The 20,799-nt window shown below is 46.5% G+C and carries 16 protein-coding genes; 4 read left to right on the top strand and 12 right to left on the bottom strand.

Annotation, left to right across the window (positions count from 1 at the left end; translation table 11 throughout):
- Positions 1-303 precede the first annotated feature (303 nt).
- The 3 genes from NQ489_RS05230 (at position 304) to NQ489_RS05220 (ending at position 3,261) form a co-directional block, all read left to right on the top strand.
- Positions 304-507 carry an excisionase gene (locus NQ489_RS05230; protein ID WP_002347229.1) on the top strand — a complete coding sequence of 68 codons (204 nt, stop codon included), beginning with the start codon at positions 304-306 and terminating at the stop codon, positions 505-507.
- 78 nt (positions 508-585) lie between these two features.
- Positions 586-1,776 (top strand): tyrosine-type recombinase/integrase, encoded by a 1,191-nt coding sequence (locus tag NQ489_RS05225; RefSeq protein ID WP_021414331.1) that lies wholly within the window; start codon positions 586-588, stop codon positions 1,774-1,776.
- 258 nt (positions 1,777-2,034) lie between these two features.
- Positions 2,035-3,261: a 6-phosphofructokinase gene (locus NQ489_RS05220; protein WP_044961479.1), complete on the top strand. Its 1,227-nt coding sequence runs from the start codon at positions 2,035-2,037 to the stop codon at positions 3,259-3,261.
- A 151-nt stretch (positions 3,262-3,412) separates the two neighbouring features.
- Here the strand turns inward: NQ489_RS05220 and NQ489_RS05215 are convergent, their stop codons facing one another.
- From NQ489_RS05215 to NQ489_RS05170, 10 genes are all read right to left on the bottom strand, one after another.
- Entirely contained in the window at positions 3,413-4,501 is a 1,089-nt protein-coding gene (locus tag NQ489_RS05215) for a class II aldolase/adducin family protein (RefSeq protein ID WP_044961478.1), read from the bottom strand.
- A gap of 220 nt (positions 4,502-4,721) precedes the next feature.
- A complete protein-coding gene (locus NQ489_RS05210) occupies positions 4,722-6,533 on the bottom strand; it encodes a S8 family peptidase (RefSeq protein ID WP_021651345.1) in 1,812 nt (603 codons plus the stop codon).
- 104 nt (positions 6,534-6,637) lie between these two features.
- Positions 6,638-7,408 (bottom strand): prolipoprotein diacylglyceryl transferase, encoded by a 771-nt coding sequence (locus NQ489_RS05205; protein ID WP_015527202.1) that lies wholly within the window; start codon positions 7,406-7,408, stop codon positions 6,638-6,640.
- Entirely contained in the window at positions 7,405-8,223 is an 819-nt protein-coding gene (locus tag NQ489_RS05200) for an arginase family protein (RefSeq protein ID WP_021651344.1), read from the bottom strand. Before NQ489_RS05200 ends, NQ489_RS05205 begins: the two co-directional genes overlap by 4 nt.
- Positions 8,224-8,266: 43 nt before the next feature.
- Positions 8,267-9,211 (bottom strand): DUF308 domain-containing protein, encoded by a 945-nt coding sequence (locus NQ489_RS05195; RefSeq protein ID WP_021651343.1) that lies wholly within the window; start codon positions 9,209-9,211, stop codon positions 8,267-8,269.
- A gap of 168 nt (positions 9,212-9,379) precedes the next feature.
- Positions 9,380-9,571 (bottom strand): small, acid-soluble spore protein, alpha/beta type, encoded by a 192-nt coding sequence (locus NQ489_RS05190; RefSeq protein WP_021651342.1) that lies wholly within the window; start codon positions 9,569-9,571, stop codon positions 9,380-9,382.
- Positions 9,572-9,668: 97 nt separating this feature from the next.
- A complete protein-coding gene (locus NQ489_RS05185) occupies positions 9,669-9,851 on the bottom strand; it encodes a PspC domain-containing protein (RefSeq protein WP_015527206.1) in 183 nt (60 codons plus the stop codon).
- A 13-nt stretch (positions 9,852-9,864) separates the two neighbouring features.
- Positions 9,865-10,782, bottom strand: a complete 918-nt coding sequence (locus NQ489_RS05180) for a DUF4097 family beta strand repeat-containing protein (protein WP_021651340.1) — start codon at positions 10,780-10,782, stop codon at positions 9,865-9,867.
- On the bottom strand, positions 10,779-11,555 hold the full coding sequence (locus NQ489_RS05175) for a DUF1700 domain-containing protein (protein ID WP_021651339.1): 777 nt from the start codon (positions 11,553-11,555) through the stop codon (positions 10,779-10,781). The genes NQ489_RS05180 and NQ489_RS05175 overlap by 4 nt, the downstream gene beginning before the upstream one ends.
- Positions 11,556-11,557: 2 nt before the next feature.
- Positions 11,558-11,875 (bottom strand): PadR family transcriptional regulator, encoded by a 318-nt coding sequence (locus NQ489_RS05170; protein ID WP_015527209.1) that lies wholly within the window; start codon positions 11,873-11,875, stop codon positions 11,558-11,560.
- 256 nt (positions 11,876-12,131) lie between these two features.
- Between NQ489_RS05170 and NQ489_RS05165 the strand changes: the two genes are divergently transcribed.
- Positions 12,132-13,592 carry an RsmF rRNA methyltransferase first C-terminal domain-containing protein gene (locus tag NQ489_RS05165; protein ID WP_198013388.1) on the top strand — a complete coding sequence of 487 codons (1,461 nt, stop codon included), beginning with the start codon at positions 12,132-12,134 and terminating at the stop codon, positions 13,590-13,592.
- A gap of 52 nt (positions 13,593-13,644) precedes the next feature.
- Here NQ489_RS05165 and addA read toward each other — a convergent pair whose 3' ends face one another.
- Together addA and addB are read right to left on the bottom strand one after the other, a co-directional pair.
- Positions 13,645-17,367: a helicase-exonuclease AddAB subunit AddA gene (gene addA, locus NQ489_RS05160; protein WP_021651337.1), complete on the bottom strand. Its 3,723-nt coding sequence runs from the start codon at positions 17,365-17,367 to the stop codon at positions 13,645-13,647.
- Between the two features lie 4 nt (positions 17,368-17,371).
- Positions 17,372-20,770, bottom strand: coding sequence for a helicase-exonuclease AddAB subunit AddB (gene addB / locus NQ489_RS05155; protein WP_021651336.1), 3,399 nt, complete (start codon positions 20,768-20,770; stop codon positions 17,372-17,374).
- Between the last annotated feature and the right edge of the window lie 29 nt (positions 20,771-20,799).

Genomic DNA, 20,799 nt, shown 5'->3' with positions numbered 1-20,799 from the left:
TAGGCGGACAAGCCTATTGTTCTTTGACAACTGAATAAAGCAGACAGATACGTTTGTGAGATAGCGAGCCACGGGGACTGTACGCCACGACCTTTTCAAAAGAAAGCGAGCGACCCACGCAGTGATCCGAGAGCGACTGTTGGAAAAGTCGTTTTGCCACGACCTATCCTCACAGAATAATGATACGTCCGCATGGTGCGGTTCTGCCCACAAGAATGGGAATAGTTGAGATACTAACGGAGCTTTCCAAAGCCGTCTGCCTGCTTGTAAAAAACGACACACAGTAAAGGGGGTGCATAGATTATGAACAATACTGATGTGCCTATCTGGGAAAAATATACGCTGACGATTGAAGAAGCGTCCAAATACTTCCGCATTGGCGAGAAGAAATTGCGTAAATTAGCCGAAGAAAATCTTGACGCTGGCTGGGTTATCGTAAACGGTAATCGTATTCAGATAAAGCGAAAACAATTTGAAAAAATCATAGATACATTGGACGAAATCTAATGTCATTGAGCCGTAGATATGGTATAATAAGATATAGCGTATCACGGCTCATTCCATGACGGAAAGGAGCTTTACACTATGTCTAATGTAAAACGAAAAGACAGTAAAAATCGCAATTTGCGTAATGGAGAGAGCCAGCGAAAAGACGGAAGATACGTTTATAAATATACCGATATATACGGAAAGCCACAATTTATCTATTCTTGGAAACTTGTACCGACAGACAAGACACCTGCTGGAAAGCGTGATGATATTTCATTGAGGGAAAAAGAAGCACAGATAAAAAAAGACCTTAACGACGGTATCGACACAGTCGGCGGTAAAATGACAGTCTGCCAGCTCTACGACAAGAAAAACAGCCAAAGAAAGAACATCAAAAGGGCTACTGAAAAGGGACGACAGTATCTTATGAATGCTCTGAAAAATGACCCATTGGGTATGAGGGCGATTGATACTGTTAAGCAGTCGGACGCTAAAGAATGGGCTATCAGAATGAGCGAAAAAGGATATGCCTATAAAACGATTGATAACTATAAGCGTTCCTTGAAAGCTTCATTTTACATGGCGATACAAGACGACTGTATCAGAAAGAACCCATTTGAATTTAAGCTAAGTGATGTTCTGGAAGATGATACAGAGCAGAAAGTTATCCTTACACCAGAGCAGGAAGAACGCCTGCTTGCCTTTATGGAAAAGGACAAGATTTATAGTAAGTATTATGATGAGGTTGTGCTTCTGCTGGAAACGGGACTTCGTATTTCTGAATTTTGCGGACTGACGACGCATATTGATATGCAGAACAGAATACTCAATATAGACCACCAGTTATTGAAAGATAGCGAAATGAGCTACTATATTGAAACACCAAAGACCAAAAACGGAAAACGGGAACTTCCATTGACAGAACGGGCTTATCAAGCAATCCAAAGAATACTAAAGAACAGAGGAAAAGCACAACCGCTGATTGTAGGTGGTTACAGCAATTTCCTATTCTTAAACCGTGAGGGCTTGCCTAAAGTTGCAGGAAACTATGAGGGTATGGTGCGAGGATTGATTAAGAAATATAACAAGTATCACACGGATAAGTTACCGAACATCACACCACATTCATTCAGGCATACTTATTGTACGAATATGGCAAATAGAGGAATGAACCCAAACACCCTGCAATATCTCATGGGACACGCTAACATAACCATGACACTTGGCTATTACGCACACGGTACATTTCAATCTGCAAAAGCGGAACTGGAAAGACTGGCTTGTTAATATCGGAGCTTATATTTACTACTCATTTACTACTTTTGGTTGCATTTTCATGCTGGTAAATGCCAGCTTATGCAAGGTATCTTCCAAAAAGAAAATACCGATAAATCCCTAAAATACGGGATATATCGGCATTTACCAACTTATGAAAAGATAATCAGAAATTTAGTAAGTTTTTTTATAAAAAAGGTGATTTTTTTAGATGTTATCTTCTCCTATTTCTGTTACAATATAAAAAAACAACACCCAGGAGGTATCAGAATGTCAAAAAAGAACCTTATCGCAGGACAGTCCGGCGGACCGACCGCAGCTATCAACAGCAGTCTTTACGGTGTGGTATCTGAAGCACTTAAACATACAGAAGAGATTGACCATGTTTATGGTATGGTCAACGGCATTGAGGGATTTTTAAACGGAACAGTCCTTGATTTCCAGGAAGCACTTCCGGGAGAGCAGCTTCTCGCTCTTACCTGGACCCCCGGCGCTTACCTTGGCTCCTGCCGTTACAAGCTTCCGGAATCCCTGGAGGATCCGGTTTATCCGAAGCTTTTTCAGAAATTCGAGGAGATGAACATCGGCTGGTTCTTTTATATCGGCGGCAACGATTCCATGGATACCGTCAGCAAGCTTTCCCGCTATGCTGAAAAGATCGGCAGCGACATCCGTATCCTCGGTGAGCCGAAGACCATTGATAACGATCTTGTAAACACCGACCATACTCCCGGATTCGGAAGTGCTGCCCGCTACGTAGCCTCCACCGTCCGTGAGATCACCCTGGACGCCTGTGTCTATGAGAAAAAATCCGTCACTATCATCGAGATCATGGGACGTCACGCAGGCTGGCTCACCGGAGCTGCTGCCCTTGCCCGGAAATACGTTGGAGACAATCCGCTTCTCATTTATCTTCCGGAAACCGATTTCGATGTAGAAGAATTTCTCCAGAAAGTTCATGCTGCCTTCGAGAAAAACTGCAACGTCGTAGTCTGTGTATCTGAGGGAATCCATGATAAAGACGGCACTTTCATCTGCGAATACGACAGCGCTGCCGGAACCGACGCCTTCGGTCACAAGATGCTTGCTGGCTGCGGTAAATATCTTGAGAATCTTGTACGCAGCCGTCTTGGTGTCAAAGCCCGCTCCGTAGAGCTCAATGTAAGCCAGCGCTGCTCTGCAGCTATGCTCTCCGGAACAGACCAGCAAGAAGGCATCCTCGCCGGTGAATTTGGTGTACAGGCTGCCCTGAACGGCGAAACCGGAAAGATGATCGCATTTAAACGTCAGAGTGATTCTCCGTACTCCATGAAATGTACACTGGAGGATGTCAACGTTATCTGCAACGAAGAAAAGACGGTCCCTGTGGAATGGATCACAGAAGACGGCTCAGATGTCACCGAAGACTTTATCCGCTATGCCCGCCCGCTGATCCAGGGAACTGTAAATGTTCCGGTTGGTGAGGATGGACTGCCGGCGTTCGTGTATCGGAAATAAGATTTGTGGTAATGCGGATAAAAATATCCACATTTGCTGCGTAACTCTGTCCTGAGTAACTGTTTATCCGTCATTCAATAAAAAATGCACCGGGAATTTCCTAATAGTTCCCGATGCATTTTCTTTATTTCTCTCTATATATTTTTCTTTTTTATTTCTTACTGCGATATGCTTCTGCTTCCCAGTGTGTGATAAAATATGTGATCTCATCAGTCATCTGCAGCGGACCGCCAAAGCTCTCTGCATACACTGCAAGCTTGATCGCATCCTTTACCAGAAGCTGTGCCTTTGCTGCCTTTCCTTTGTCATCTTCCATGATAAATGCGCCAACGCCCTGTACCAGGATCAGTCTTGGCTCTTTATCATGCTCTGCCATAAATGCATCCATCGCATTTTTCGCCTCATCAATATTTTCTACAAATAACGGATAAGGTCCGCAATATACAATATGATCCGGAGTAAACGGCTTCAGAAGAGGTGCCGCAGCAGTTTTATCTTTTACAAAATGATCCGCCTCCGCAGCCGGTACGACTTCCACCGCATGTCCAAGCAGACTGGAAAGCTTCTGTGCTGCCTGCTCTTTTTCAGGTGTAACTGCATCACTTACATCCGCAATTCTCTTTACCTGCTTTTCCAGCTTTCCGATCACACCATCGAATAAAACGCCGATCTCCTCTACAGTATCAGCCGCAACAAAAATTCCGTGATTCTGAAGCAGAAGAACCTGCACGTCTTTTCCTGTTTCTTCTTTATAGGCATTCATTTTCTCGAAGCAGATGCGGGCAAGTGTGTATCCCGGTTTGCAGATATCGATCCAGAGTACATCTTTTCCAAGAAGCTCTTCGCAAAGAGCCTTTGCGCCCTTTCCGCAGGTCAGTCCATTGATAAGTGTCGGATGAACATGCAGGACATACGTATAGGCAAACAGATTGTGGAGCAGTGCTTCCACGCTGGGACGTTTGGTTTTATCCTCATCGGTCACTGCCGCCATTACATCTGCAAGATATGCAGATTCACGCTTCACATCATCCGCCGGATATTCCGTTTTCATGATCTCATTCAGACGGGCTCTGTCCATTTTGACAAATTCCTCTGCCTTAATGGTAGCAAGCTGTGTACCGGATCCCTTTACATACAGTGTTGTATCGTCTTTTACAGAAGTATTACCGCCTCCTGCCAGAACATAGGCCGGATTGCTTCCGTAAGTGTTTGACATTTTTACCAAAGTTGAAAGCTCCATAAGTAAAATTCCTCCCTGTTGTGTCATTATATAATTTTTCCATATATTTATAGTACACGATACAAAGTGAATTATCTATATGAATATTTTTTCCAAAATTAGTACTTTCGTATCCTTTTTTTATTTTTCCAAATGTAATATCTATGCATCTTGTGCATCTACTCTTTCCAAAGGAAATGATCTGTTTCTGCTTTTCATATTTTTTCCAATTCTCATCATCTCACGTCAGCAGTTCAAAGGTATGATACAGATCCACCTTCCCATACCCCCACTCCGGGTTTGGGTACTGCATGTTTTCTTCTCTTCTTGCGCCTCTCTGCAGATAATATTTCACGCTGCTCCCGGTAAAAAACGGCTGGTTATCCCGTATGATCGCCCATTCAAACAGAAGTGCCGCGATACCGGCGGTCTGTGCGGCGGAGATACTGGTCCCGGAGCGGGTTTCAAAGCCGCCTCGTACCAGCGGCACTTTTACGTTAACGCCAGGAGCTGCCAGATGCGGAGTGATCATGCCATCTGGCGTATAGCCTCTGCCTGCTGCAATGTAGATGCTTCCGTCACGATGCTGGTAGGCAGTTGCCGTAATGCTGTTCCTGGCGTCTCCCGGCGCTGTCACCGTGGTATAGGGGGATGGTTCCAGAAAATAGGTATCCTGGGAGATCAGCCCTTCCACAGGAAGCCATATATGGAACTGTACGTTCTGTTGATTTCTTGCCTGGGTAAAAATTTTCCAGATACCGGACGCCGGATGGAAAAATCGGATATACACCAGGGAATATCCGGTCTGACGCTCGATCAGGATATAATTCACATACACCTTTGTTTCCACAAAAACAAATGACAGCTCCTGGGTTCTGGAACCTATGGAACTGCTGACTTCCAGTATCTCACCGGTTGGTGACTGGATGGAAAGCTCATAGATTTCCGGCGGTTCTCCCCAGAATTCTATGGTAAAGCCCTGCTCTCTTTCCGCTACACGAAGTTCTGTCACGATCTGTTCCCTTCCCTGAGAAAAAATCCCCGTACTGTGGTTTCTTGTATTTCCTTCGTTTCCTGCTGCCACAGATACGGATACCTGAGAAAAATTTGCCACATAGTCCACATACTGGCTTAACGCATTGGTCCCCAGATGCGCGCCCTGGCTGCTTCCGATCCCCAGGCAGATAGAAAGTGGCATCTTCAGCTTTTTGGCCTGGGAAATCGCAAAAGCAATGGCCATCATCACATCATTTTCCTGAAAAGCTTCTGCCTCCGGAGGATAAAGATAAAAATTCCGGAGATATTGCTTTGCCGGCTTTACCTTGATGATGATCAGGGTTGCCTCCGGCGCTGCTCCGGTAAAATTTTCTCCGGGTACCATATTTCCGGCAGCAATACCCGCCAGTGCCGTGCCATGGCCGTTGGTATCTCTGGATGGCACGATGGCAAACGGCTCCTCGGAAGCCAGTGCCCGGTCGATATCCTTTTTCCGGAATAATTTGCCATATGGAACTTCTGTATCTGCTATATCATCCCCCGGCAAATTATCTGCATCTCCATTTTCAGCTTCCAACTCCCGTCCAGACTGATTTTGTTCTTCCTCTTCTATGGACTGATCCCATAAATAAGCGATTCTGGAGCCGCCTGCATTTCGAAACACTTCATTCTGATAATCAATCCCCGAATCGATCACCGCCACCGCAGTACCTTTTCCACGCAGCTTCAGATAAGGGTGATCGTGCAGCCTGTTGATCCCTGATTCCCCTGCTGCCTCCATATCCATGTAGGTATAACATTTCGGGATCGAATTATAGGAGGTTCCCGTGACCTCAATTTCTCCCATACTTTCCAGCGGAACATAAAGAACCCCGAAAATTTCATTGATTGCCCTAAAAGATGCCCCCGGAAAAAGTTCCATAGTATCCTGGACATTCTGCATATATTTCACGATAAAATCCCCGAAGCGCTGACTCTGTGCCGGATTTTCCGTCTGCGCTCCGGGGATCTTATCCTCTGTTTTCATATTTGGTTCAAAATCTTCTTTTCTGAGCATGACAGGCCTGCTTTCGCCTTTTTCATAGATGTATGCAGCGAAAACCTGTCCTTATACCACTATTGTCCAACTTTTTCCTGATACATGGGACTTCCCTGATCCATTTAAACACTGCTCTTGCTGTCTCTTTTTTTCCTGATCCGTATCAGCAGCACGATCCCCGCAATCCCTGTAAAAATACTGATAAACTGGGAAGTCGACAAAATTCCCACACTTCCACGGATAATATCCCCACGGAAAAACTCGATCACAAACCGTCCAATGCTATAAAAGATCAGATAACAGGCAGTAACCTGACCATCTTCTTTTTTGTTCCGTGCGATCAGCAACAACAAAAGAAAATGCAGAAAATCCAGTCCGCTGGAATACAACTGCGTCGGGATCAGCGCCACGTGATTGGGCGCATATTCGGAATTCTGAAATATCACAGAAAAAACACTCTCTGTCTCTTTTCCATAACAGCAGCCCGCCAGGAAACATCCGATCCGTCCAAATCCCTGGGCCAGTGCCACAGATGGCAGGATCACATCCGCATATTTAAAAAATACAAGCTTTCTGATCCTGCAATACAGAAGCCCCGTCAGTATACCGCCGATGATACCGCCAAACACCACAAAACCAGAGCTTAAAGTTTCCATTATAAATCCCGGATCCTGAACAATTGATTTCCACTCTGTGATCCAGAAGAGAAGCTTTGCACAGAAAAATCCACCCACCAGGCACCACAGGATCATTGGAAAGATCTGTTCACTGTCAAGCTTCTGTTTTCCGGCTCTATATTCTGCAGTCAGGCAGCCTGCCAAAATTCCAATGGCGATCATCAGACCATAACCGTATACCGTAAATGGCCCGATGGTAAGAAGTTCATTTTTCATCGGTTTCCTCCTGTTATCTCATTCTTATTTCCGTCATGATCTTCGCTCCCGTATGCGGACAGAAAACACTCCAGCAATGTAGCATTGGCCCGGTCATTCAAGGCGCTGTTTCCAGATTCTGCTACATCACATTCACCACAGATATCCACGCCCAGGATTCCCTCTGCACATATTTCTCTGACTCTCTTCAGACATTCCAGCATCGTATTCAGGCGCATATCCCCCTGGCTCCAGTTCGTATCCGCATCATCCTTGCAGAGAACATCTTTATCCACAGAAATGTACAGCGGCAGCTTTCCCACATGCTTGCTTACAAACGCACACACCTGCGCCTCTTCCATTTCCAGAAGCTTCTCTCTGCTCAAGAATTCCACCTTTTCCTGAATCTCCGATTCCACTCTGGAAAAAGCTTCCTCATCCGGGCCGATCAGGATCACCCTTTTAAGCAATGGAAGTTCCATAACAGAATCGTAGATCCATCCTCCGCAGGAAAGCAGACCTCCGAATGCCGGCGGCTGCATATCCGTGTGATTGTCAAATACAAGAAGCGAGAAAGGCTCCGATATCTTTTCCAGCCAGATTCTTGTCATATAGTGATAGTTTCCGGAATCAATAAAATGGATTCCTCCGGAAGAATAAGGGGCAATACGGCTGCGAATGGCATTCATCGCATCCTCATCACAGTAGCAGTTGGTTCCGGGAATGTCCCTGGCCTCCACCCGGGATACTTCTTTTCCCCTCCAGAACTGCTGATCCTCATATATTCCGGAAAAATCCATCATCAGTATCTTTATATTTTTATCTGTATTTTTCATGTGCACATCTTACCACGGAATGGCAGATGATGCAAGAGAAGGGTTAGTCCTTCCACTCTTCCAGTTCTTCATCGGGACCGTCCAGAAGATCCTTCAGGCTGCCGGTTTCCGCCTGGTCTTTGCCTACAGCCCAGAGCTTCATCTCCACATTCTCCGGTTCTTTTTCCCATCGGGAATTCTTCTGCTTTTGCTCTTCTTCCGGTTCTGTGGATTCTTCTGTCTCTTTTCTGTCCGCAGAATATCCGTCTGCATCCTGCGCCGGCATAGCCGCTGTAGTCTCTGCTGTAGTTTCTGTTGGATATTCTGTTTCCTTCCCACTCTGCTGCTCACTCGGCGCGTTTTCATCCTGAGTTCTTGTATCATTTGGCACATCCATATCTGCCGTTTCATTTACAGCATCTGAACTGTCTGCAACAGAATCTTCCTTCTCTGTCTCCGCCTTTTTTGCGATCTTTCGAAGCCCCAGCTTCATAATAATATAGAATACGATATCCGCAGCTCCGTCACACACCAGCACCCAGCCGGAAAAAATCAGCAGAGTCATAATCTTCGGAAATCTTCCAAACAGCATCACGATTCCAAGTGCAATGAAAACAAGACTTCCGATCAGAAGCACGCTCCATGCGCCGTTTCCTCCTTTTTTCAGAAGGAATGCTCCTTTAAACTTCCACAGACTGTCAACCAGTACAAAAGCGCTGAGCATCCATGGAAGCAGTTTGATCACGATAGACGGTGTCATAAAAAGAAACACCCCTAGCACAAAAACAACCACACCACTTAGAAGATCCATGATCGTAGCTTTCGCTTTTCCACGTATGTAAATATAGATATGATAAATGCCAGCTCCGATGAGGATCAGCCCGAATACTACTTTGCAGATCACGTCCACCGTCTGCGTGGGGATCAGAATCAGGCAAAGTCCCAGCAGTATATAAAATACTGAGGAGATGATCTCACCCTTTAGAATGTTGTTGATTTTTTCACCCATGTTCCTTCATACCTCCTCTGTTATTCCAACAGTATAGCTCTTTTCCACTGGTCAGTCCACCCTGAACCGTCAAAAAAATTTCTTTTTTCCAGAAAAATATTCTTATAATTTAATACAGCCCGAAGGACTTTTCCGGCGTCATTTCGCCTTGTTCCTTCAGGCTGTATTTTACTTTTTATGTTTCTTCTTTTTTGTCATAAGACCACCGATCCGTCCGGTTTCTTTTGCAGAAAGGCTTTTCCACCCGCCTTTGATCACTTTATCCAGAACTCCCATCTCATCGGCAATCTCGTATTTCAGTTTTTCCGCCTGAGAAAGCTTTCCCTCAAGATATGCTTTTACTTCTTTCTCCCTGTTCATCTTCCACACTCCTCATCTTTTTTATGGAGTATGGACAATTTCCGGATAAATTATGCATTCTGAAAAATATGTCCGTCCTTTATGGGTACTGTCATTTTTAATCCGGGATAATGATCGCCGCAATGATATACGCCAGGATTCCGGCTCCGCCCATCAGCGTGATGATCACCCATACCAGCCGGACAAGAGTCGGATCGATATTAAAGTATTCCGCAATTCCGCCGCAGACACCACATAACATACGGTTTACTGATGATTTGTATAGTTTTTTGTTACTCATAATGCTTCCTCCTTTAATCTTCTTCAAATTCAACCTGAACGTTTCCCATTCCGCAATCCAGTTTTATATTTTTCGTGGCACCTTCATTTGTGATCTGTTTATTTCCGGAAGTAATGGATGTTTCCAGAGAATCATCCACCTCCAGATTTCCAAGACCACATTTCAGCTCATAATTATACTCAGTAGCTTTTCCTGTAAGTGTAAGCTCCATATCTCCCATACCACAGCTTCCTTTTAAATTCTCCACCTGAAGTTCACTGATGTCAGCAGTTCCCACTCCGACTGTAAAATCTGCTTCCTTTATATCCAGGCTGCTGGAATTTTCAATGGTTCCGGCCCCCACATTTACTTCCATCTGCTCCGCTTTAAAATCACCATCCAGTTCGATGGTTCCGGCTCCCATCTGAAGTTTTATCTTCTGAAAGCTTAAGTTTTCCGGGCAAAAAATTTCTATGGAACGGTTTCTCACTTTTTGATTGCTTGCAATTCTCAGACTACCGTTGTTATTGCTGATCTGAATGCGATTGTGATCCTTCCCTGAAACTTTCACCTGGACTTTATCCTCATTCCATGTTTTCAAAACCAGTTCTTCGTATCTCAGATCACAGAAAAGGTCTGACACAGCCGAGGCCTCATATACTTTCGTATATGCGGAACTGTCTGCACTGTCTGCCAGAACGCCCTTCTCAGTTACCGCGCTCTCTGCAGCTGCCTGAAAATCGTCCTCCTGCTCATCCATATCTTCCTCGGAATCTTCCACTTCCCAGCTGTCTTCATGATCCAGAACACGAAGCACCTGCGTGATTCCATGATCCAGAACACTCACATCTCCCATAGTCGCTCCCATGGCAGCTCCGCCGGCAGTAAGTCCCAGGCCTGCTACACCGAATACCGCTGCAAGGATCAGAATTACCTTCAGAAAACGTTTCATACTTTTTCCGCCTTTCTTCCATTCAGGAGACTGCTGCAGAATCCCGTAAATTTCCGCAGGATCGCCGGCAGTATCTTACCTGTAAACCACACCGTCAGTAACAGTAACAAAAGTCCAAGTGCCATCATCAGGCATCCGATACCGATAGTCAGGATTCCGGCCGGCGGAAGAGACACCGTCATGGCAATCCCAACAACAATGCACGCAACTGCACCGATCACAAGGATGATCGATCCCGCTCCTGCAAAAAATGTCAGCAGGAAAGGCAGCAATGCCAGTGTCACCAAAATCCCCAGTACTCCGCCAAATAATCCTTTTATCAGAGGAGCCGCAAAAACAAGAACGATCAGCGCAAGAATGATTCCTGCCTTATTCTGCTTTTTCTCTGCGTGATAGCCGCGCTGGGCACGTCTTTTCCTGCGGTCTTCGAAATTTTCTGTATTTCCCGTATCACGATGGGCCTCTCCCTGTTCATTTCCGTATACGGTTACTTCTGTATAATGGTCCGGCATTTCCCCGTTCTCTTTCACACGGGTATCCTGATATCCGTTCTCTGTGTATTCCCCGTAATCTTCACTGTTCTCCTGAAGATCTGCCTTAATGATCGCAGCAACCTTCCCCGGATTTCCCAGTTCCCGGATCACTTCTCCTTCATTCTCAGGACCTGCATCATCAAAATATCCTTCATAATATTCCAGTGCTTCCTGTCTCTCTGCCTCTGAAATATCGGAAAGCAGCCGTTCAAGCTGTTCCATAAACTGCTTTCTGTTCATAATCAAACTCCCTCCTCAAACATCCTGGTGATCTTGGATGAATAGATCTCCCATTCACTTCTGTAAAGATTCAGCTGCGCTGCGCCCTTATCTGTCAGCTTATAATATTTCCGGTTTCTGCCTGCATATTCCATATTGTAGGCTTCCAGACATTCATCCTTCTGAAGCCTGCGAAGGACCGGATACAGCGTAGATTCTGAAACCTCCAGAACACTTCGCACATCCTGGGTGATCTTGTACCCGTAGGTACCGTCCTTCTCTCTGGAAATAACAGCCAGGACGATCGCATCCAGGAGGGCTGCTCCTGTATTAAATACCATCTGCTCACCTCTCTATGACCTGTAAAACGGACCTTCACATTCCGTCTTACTACATGCTGATGAACGCGATCACTTCACGATCCAACGCTCACATGATAAGTCATGTAATATTGTTCTGTGAATAATACTATATATCGTATAATATAGTTTTGTCAATAGTATTTAGAAAAATCCCTCTATACTTTATAATATTTTTCGGAAACCACTCTTTTCACACAATATCCGAGAGAGTCAAGTTTATATTATGGAGGAAATTATGACAGATTCAGATAAAATACAGACATTACCGCTTCCTTTTCTGGAGCGTATGAAAGAAATGCTGGGAGATGATTATGATGCTTTCCTGAAAAGCTACAAAAATCCCCGCACCTACGGTCTACGTGTAAACACCGCCAAGCTCTCCTGCCAGGATTTTCAGGCGCTTTCCCCTTTCCCTATCCGGCCGATCCCGTGGATCAATACCGGATACTTCTACGAGGAGGAAAGCCGCCCTGCACGATGTCCTTACTACCAGGCGGGCCTTTATTATCTCCAGGAACCAAGTGCCATGACACCGGCTTCCAGGCTTCCCATCGAACCTGGAGATTTTGTCCTGGACCTCTGCGCAGCTCCCGGAGGAAAAGCCACTGCCCTGGGTGCAGCCTTAAATGACACCGGATTTCTCCTTGCCAACGATATCAGTACTTCCAGAGCCAGAGCCCTTCTTAGGAATCTGGAGCTTTTTGGCATGAAAAATATGCTCGTCACCGACGAAAAGCCCGCCAAACTTGCCCAGCGTTTTCCTGCTTTCTTCAATAAGATCCTTCTGGACGCTCCATGCTCCGGGGAAGGCATGTTCCGAAAAGAGGAAGCCCTTGCCCGCGACTGGACACCGGAAAAATCTGCTGAGCTTTCTGATATCCAGAAAGACCTGGTCTTAAAAGCTGCCGATATGCTCCGTCCGGGCGGAATGCTGCTTTATTCCACCTGCACTTTTTCCCCATGTGAAGACGAAGAAGTGGTAGCCTATCTTCTCAGACAACGTCCGGATATGGAACTTATGGAAATGCCAGGATATGAAGGCTTCTCCAGCGGCCGCCCGGAATATGCCGGCACAGCAGACACTTCCGATTCCGAAATCGCGTTAAGCTTAAATGCATTTAATCCGGAAGAACTTCAAAAATGCGTCCGAATCTTTCCACACAAAATGGATGGCGAAGGTCATTTTCTCGCCCTGTTCCGCAAAAAAGGTGACTCTCTTCCACCCGTTTTCCGCTTTTCCGCAAAAGGACCGGACAAAAATACCCGGAAATGGCTGGAGGAATTTTTCTCTGAGATCAGCCTGAAAACCATTGGCGGTCAGGAATTTGACTGGAACCGTGTGGAAGTCCGCAAAGATAAAGTATACTATCAGCTGCCCTTCCCTCTGGATCTCCGCGGAATCTCCTTTCTTCGAAACGGCCTCTACCTGGGTAATCTGAAGAAAAACCGTTTTGAGCCGTCTCAGCCTCTGGCGCTGGCGCTTCACAAAGGAGATGTGGAAGCAGTTATCTCCCTGCCGGTTTCCGACGAGCGGCTTACCCGTTATCTGAAAGGCGAAACTCTTATGATCGAGCCGGAAGAGGCCGCTCACAAAAAAGGCTGGCACCTTCTCTGTGTGGACGGTTATCCTCTCGGCTTCGGAAAGCTTGTAAACGGGATCCTGAAAAACAAATATCCTGCTGGCTGGAGAGTGTAATCTCTCCGCCGCAGGATATCAGCCCACATTAACATATCATTTCATTTTCAGATCAGAGACTGAACGCTTCTCCAAGAGTAAACGAATAAATATACCGTTCCTTCACCTTCCGGCCTGTCATCCGTTCCAGCGCCTGGGCGTAATCCTCCAGCTGTACATGATAACGGTCGATCAGCTTCTGTTCTTCTCCACGTCTCACAAAGTCCGTTTTATAATCCACCAGAACGATTTCTTCATCCTCTATAAAATACGCATCAATAATTCCCTGTACCAGAACATTTTCCTCACACTGCCACTGCGGATCGAGCTCCGAAGCTTTTCTTGCGATCACAAAAGGCTGCTCCCGGAACAGAAGTCTCTTCTCTGAAGCTGCTTTCATCCGCTGTCCGAGAGGTGTTTCCACAAAATTCCAGATATCCTTTACCCGAACCGACTCAGCCTCTTTTCTTTCCATCTTCCTGGCGTCAACCCATTCTCTCAGCTGTCTGCGGATCTCATCCCTGCTTGCTGTCTTCTGATAGTCCAGGCATTCCATTACACGATGATAAGCCGTTCCACGAAGTGCCCCTGTATACCCTTCCTCTTTCTTCTCCTCGATAAATCGGGGAACCAGCGGCTGGATCTCTTCTTCCATCTCATAATCCACCGTTTCTTCCAGATCCTGCTCACTGTGGTAGCTTCGCTTTTTCAGTTCTGATACACTCACCTTCACAGGAAGATCTTCCAGATAGTGATAGGGATATACAAAGGAAAAACGTCTCTGGATCTCCTCCCGGATCTCACTGTCAAAAACTCTGCCCGGATTCCAGTTCTCCAGTGTTTCCTTCTTCATTTCCCGCTCTGCCTGTTCCATAACCTCACTTTCTGTCAGTTCCTGTGCTGTGACCCGTGTAACTTTGAATTCTGCCGGATCTTTGTACAGAGGATTTGCAGTATTCATAAAGATGCCATATTCATGAAATAATGGTGCCATGCAGCGATGCCTTGCCAGTGCCGGAAGCACATAATCCCAGTAAGTCTTCCCGCCAAGCCTTCTGCCCAGAGAAAGCAATGGTTCCTCACTGTCCCTTAATGCGGACAATTCTCCCAATTCCGGATGCAGGGCTCCAATAGTTCCACTGAGGATCAGTTTTTCCTTTGCACGTGTAAGCGCTACATAAAGTACCCTCAGCTCCTCTCCGAGGCTTTCCATCAGGAGCGCTCTCCGTATGATCTGCCTGCAAAGGGATGGAGCGATGATCCTCTTCTCCGGCAGGATCGCATCCGCACCGATCCCCAGCTCCGGATGGATCAGGATACTTGCGTTCATATCCCGGAAATTAAAGCGTTTTCCCATTCCTGCTGCAAACACTACCGGAAACTCCAGTCCCTTGCTCTTATGGATCGTCATGATCTGTACTGCACTTTCCCCGGTTCCGGAAAGATTTACCTCCCCGTAATCCACCTGATACTGCTGAAGCTTCTGGATATATCTTACAAAATTAAAAAGGCCTCGATAGCTTGTCTTCTCATATTCCATTGCCTTTTCCACAAGCATGTTCAGGTTTGCATTCCTCTGTTCACCATTTGGCATTGCCTTTGCATGGTCTCCATATCCGGTACGTGCAAGTACCTCCAGGATCAGCTGATGGACCGGCGTGTAAGCCGCCTTATCACGAAGTGTATTCATGGTGTCCATAAAACAGGACAGCTTCTCTCCGAGGATTTTTTTGTTTTCCTCAGAGCTCCCATGCTTTCTGTAGTCCTCCACAAACCTGCACACACATTCATAGATCATTCCTTCCGGATATGCGATCCGAAGCTCAGCCAGCTCTTCTGTGGTACATCCAACGATCGGTGAACGCAGTACGCCGGTCATGGGAATATCCTGCAGCGGATTATCCAGGATCCGGAGATAATTCAGCAGTGTCACAACCTCTGTTGCAGAAAAATATCCGGTTCTGGAGGCCGTATATACCGGTATCCCTCTTGCACTCAAAACCTCCCCGAAGGTTTCAGCCCAGCCTGAAGCAGATCGGAGCAGGATCACGATATCTCCATATTGAAGAGGTCGATACTCTCCCGTTTCCTTATCCAGCACCCGTTCATGCCCTACCATAGATCGGATCCTTCCTGCAATGGCAAGGGCCTCCAGCTCTCTCTCATTCTCCGTTACTTCTTCATCCTCCTCTTCCAGCAGCGGACTGTATTTATCCACAAGAAGGATCTCTGTTTTTACAAATTCCGGATCCTGGCCTTCCGGAAAAGAAGCTCCGGGATACAGAGCTGCCGCCTCGTCGTAAGCAATTCCTCCCAGATCTTCCCCCATGATTTGCCGGAAAATAAAGTTGACACTTTCAAGGACTTCCGGTCTGCTTCGGAAATTTTTGTGCAGGTCGATCCGCTGTTCCGGACTGTCTTCCAGTGAATAGCTCTTATATTTTTCCATGAACAGTTCCGGACGGGCCAGACGAAAACGGTAGATGCTCTGCTTTACATCTCCTACCATAAATATATTTTTGCGTTCATTGACCCAGCCGGAAACTGTCTGCATCAGGATCTCCTGAACCAGATTACTGTCCTGATACTCATCCAGCAGGACCTCATCATATTTTTCAGAAAGCTCTCTTGCCGCCTGGCTGGGCACATAGGTTTCTCCTTCCTTTTTCAGAAGGATGTCCAGGGCAAAATGTTCCATATCTGAAAAATCCAGAACATTTTTTTCACGCTTCTTTGCCTGGAAACGTTCTGCAAAATCCTTTGTCAGCTTTACCAGCATCTCCAGCGGTGGTGCAGATGCTTCTGTCAGTTCCGTCAGCTCAGCCAGATTTCCGTAAAAATATCGGATTCCCAGTTCCTTCAAATTATCTTTTGCATCTTCGCGAAGAGCTTTCACCAGATTTTTCAGCTGCTCCGATACTCCCTCCATTTTTTTTGAGGAAAGTCTTGCAAACTTCAAATTCCGGAGATTTTGCGCTATCTCATCATAATCCCTTTTAACGGACAGTTGTTTTAACTGCCGGATCAGTATCATATCCTTTTCCAGAGCCTCCAGATAAAGCTCCGGTCCATCCTGGAGCTGACAGGTCTTCATTGCGGTTTCTGTAAGCTCTTCCGCTTCTTTCAGTGCGCAGTCTGCAGCCTCCCACAGATATCGGAACCATCGCGTTCCCTCAAGACCTTTTTCCGGATCCAGATGATAATTCTCCACACAGCTGTCCAGCCATTTTTCGGGCCATGGATTACTCATCGCAGCATTATAAAGCTCCAGCACATGTTCCTTCAGTCCTTCATCCGTTTTTCCTGGCGCATAGCATTCCACAAATGCAGTAAAATCTGCTTTTCTTTCTGCATAATGATCCTCAAAAAGCTCCTTCAGCACATCTTCCTGCAAAAGCTTCAGTTCACCCTCATCTGCAGTCCGGTAACCCGGATCCAGTCCGATCAGATGAAAATAATTTCGGATCACATAGGCGCAAAAGCCGTCAATGGTAGTGATCTGTGCCGTATGGATCAACGTCATCTGTCTCTGCAAATGCTCATTATCCGGATCTTCAGCCAGTGCCTGATCCAGTCCACGTTCGATACGTTCCCGCATCTCTCCCGCTGCCGCCCTTGTAAATGTCATGATCAGAAGACGGTCAATGTCCACCGGTTTCAAAGGATCCATGATCTTACTTAAGATCCTCTGCACCAGCACTGCAGTTTTACCGGAACCGGCTGCTGCGCTGACCAGAATATTCCGGTCCCGGAGCGTGATGACCTTTTTCTGCTCCTCAGTCCATTTCACTGCCATTCTCTTACTCTCCCTTCATGATCTTTTTCCACAGTGCATCTTCTTCTATGGACGACAGCCTGTGAAACTCATATCCCGGTATCTTCCTGTCGAAGCCGCACACAGTAAGATACGGACAATATGTGCAGGCATTCTTTTTTCCAAGTTCATAGGGTTCCACTGCCGCATTTCCATCCAGGATCGATTCCCGGATGTCACAGATCTTTCTCCGCACATACGCTCCCAGAGCATCAAACTGCTTCCTTGAGGCAACAGAAGATCTTTTGCTGAAGCTTCCGTCCCGGTTCAGGGATACCGGTATGGAGGCCATAGTGCTGTCGATTTTGGTACTCATATTATCATCTGCCTGTACAAGCCCGTTCATTTTCATTTTCTTCAGCATCTGCTCATTGATGCTTTCCATATCCGCATGGATCTTCTCCTGTATCATAGGATCCTTCACATTATAATAAAACACACCGGCCGGAATGATCTCGCGATCCGGATACTTCCGTTTTTCCACCTGTAATGCTCCATCCAGATAGACCATCAGCTGAAGCTGAAGGCCATGATACAACGCCAGCAGATCAAACGAAGTATTTCCGGTTTTATAATCGATCACCTTCACATAGACCCGGTTGTTCTCCGGTTCTTCCATGATATCCACACGGTCGATCCTTCCGCCCTGAAACCTCACCTCAAATCCTTCCGGCCGGAATGCTCCATGCTTCAGCTGTTCCTGCAAAGCCCACACGGTACGCCGCAAAATACGTCTGGTCCGTTCGATCATATATTCATTTCTCGCACTGCTTTTAAGGATCGTATTTCCGTAATCTGCGGAAACCTGATCCAGACAGCTGTCTATGATACGGTTTCGCTCTTCCTCCGTAAGCTCTGCCCAGTCCAGTCCCTCTTTTCGGACTTCCGCCGCAAATTTTTCCAGTGCCATATGCATGACATTTCCCATATCCATAGCCCGGAACTCATACTCTGCACGTTCTGTAACCTTCAGGCCATACTGCAGAAAATGTGCAAATGCACAAGCCGCAAAACGCTCCAGCCGGGTAGCACTGTACGGGGAAATTTCTCCATAGAGGATCTTTGCCACTGTTTTTCCGATCTTGTCTGACGGTCGTTCTGAAAAAGATGCCTCTGTAAGCTTTTTTACAAGGATCCGGTATTCCGGGCTCTGAAGATACCAGCTGTACAGTTCCTGGAAGACCGCATTATCCTGGTAAGCTTCTCCTGCAAGCCCTCTCAGAAAATAATCCAGGCTGATTCCCGGAAGCTCCAGTAATTCCATAGGTTCCTGCATATCTCCGCACTGCCGGATCTCCATTTCCGGAAACATCTCCCGGATATTACTGACAAGAAAGGCCGGACTCAGGGCTTTTCCCTGGCTGTCGGACTGACAGAAGGACAGACAGAGCAGTTCTCTTGGCTTGGTCATGTTCAGATACAGATAAAATCGCTGCATGTTCATCAGTTCCTTTGGCCCCGGTGCAAGCTGGATCCCCTGATCTTTAAAAAATTCTCTGTCAATCTCCGTAAGCATTCCTCCACCGGATGTATTCTTCGGAATATTCCCTTCATTTACTCCCACAAAAAACAGTGCACGGATATCCTTTAGCCTGGTTCTCTCCATATCTCCCACAAGTACCTGGTCCATACTTGGCGGGATCAGCGCCACCTTGGCCTGGTTCAGTCCTGTTTCCAGAAGCTGACGGAAATCCTGGCGGTTCACGGTTTCCTCTCCAAGGATCTCCACCATATTATCCAGAAGTTCCATAACAATTCCGTAAATCTGGGCATATTCCTTTTCCATGGCCTTGTCGCCCTGTTCCTTGAATTTCAGTTCCTGATGCTTCAGTTTCTGCTGCACCTGGCTCCGCACTGCAAACTCGTAGAGAAAAGTACAGTATTCCCGCACCGTCTTTTTCCCACCTTTAAAGCTTAGCGCAAGCTCTCTGGTCTCATCTGCGAACCGCTGCCGGATCTCATTAAGCCTCTGAATGCTTTCCGGCGGCATTCCCCGGTAAATACGCACCCACACTTCATCCCATTTCTTAAATCCACGGATACCAAGAGCTAGCACATAATTCTCCAGAAGGTCTGCTTCCTCCCTGGTCACACAGGACATTCCGCACCGGAGATAACGGAATACACTCTCATAGGAAAAATCCTGCACTGCCATCTCAAGTGCTGCCCGGAAATATTCTACAAACGGATTCATCAGGACCGTATGCTTCTCATCAATGAAATACGGGATCCCTGCTGCTGTAAATACCTGCTTTGCAAGATTTCCATACTCCTCCAGGTTACCTGTGATCACGGCGATCTCACCGTAACGGCAGCCCTTTTCCCTTACAAGTCTGGCGATCCGGCGGGCAGCTTCTTCCATTTCCTTCTGCGGGTTCACTGCCGAAAACATGCAGATCTCATCCTGCGCTTTTTTATATATATTTTTTCGGTAACGGAAGATATTTTTTTCAAGGAAATGAAGGGCAGGTGCCTGGGAAAAGCGGGATTTTCCCACATCCTTCAAAAGAACCGGTGTCTCGATCTCCCTGGTCAGCTCCGAAAGCCCGTGGATCATCTGACGGCTCATATAAAAAAGCTGATAAGGTTTTCCTCTCATGCTCAGATTCTCATCCGCATCCATGGTCACCGTTACCATCACCTTCTCACAGACAGCAAGAAGTTCTCCCACAACACGCATCTGAATAGGCGTAAAACCGGTGTAACCATCCAGAAGGAGTACACTGTTTTTCATTTTTTTAGAAAACGGAAGAGCTTTTTCCAGCGCATCCATTACTTCTTCTCCTGTCATATAATGATTCTTCAGATATCCGGTAAATGCCTGGTAAAGAACAGCTACGTCTTTCAGCTTCATCTGAAGTAACGCTCTGTCACCGGAATCCTCGATCATCTCCTGGATCTCACTGTCCCGGATATCGTACTGCATAAACTCCGACAGGATAGACTTCACTTCATCCAGGTATCCCGCTTTACGCATCTGACCTCCCAGATAGGAAAGCTCCTTTCCATGCTGCTGTACCATCTTCTGCAGCACCATACTCTTACCGGTTTCTTCCAGAAGGATGCGGCTGTCTCCTCCAACTTCCTCCAGAACACGGTATGCAAGACGCTCAAAGCTCAGGATATCAATATTCAGGATTCCCCTGCCCGGACTCATCTCCACCAGTGTCTTCTGGGTCTGCATGGTAAACTGCTCCGGCACGATCACATAAAAAAGCTTCTCAGGATGCAGCCCTGCCTGTTCTATGATATTCTGATAAGCATAACAGGATTTTCCGCTTCCGGAACTTCCTATGATAAACTGTAATGACATCTTCATCCTCCCGATCACTTGCAGATTTTCAGTCATTCCGGCGCCATCCTGCGCCTGAAGTATTCCTATCATACCACAAATTCTACTCCTATAGAACGGTC

This window comes from Blautia sp. KLE_1732_HM_1032 (assembly GCF_025147905.1).
Classification (GTDB): Bacteria; Bacillota; Clostridia; order Lachnospirales; family Lachnospiraceae; genus Blautia_A; species Blautia_A fusiformis.
This window is presented reverse-complemented; position numbering and strand designations above follow the sequence as displayed.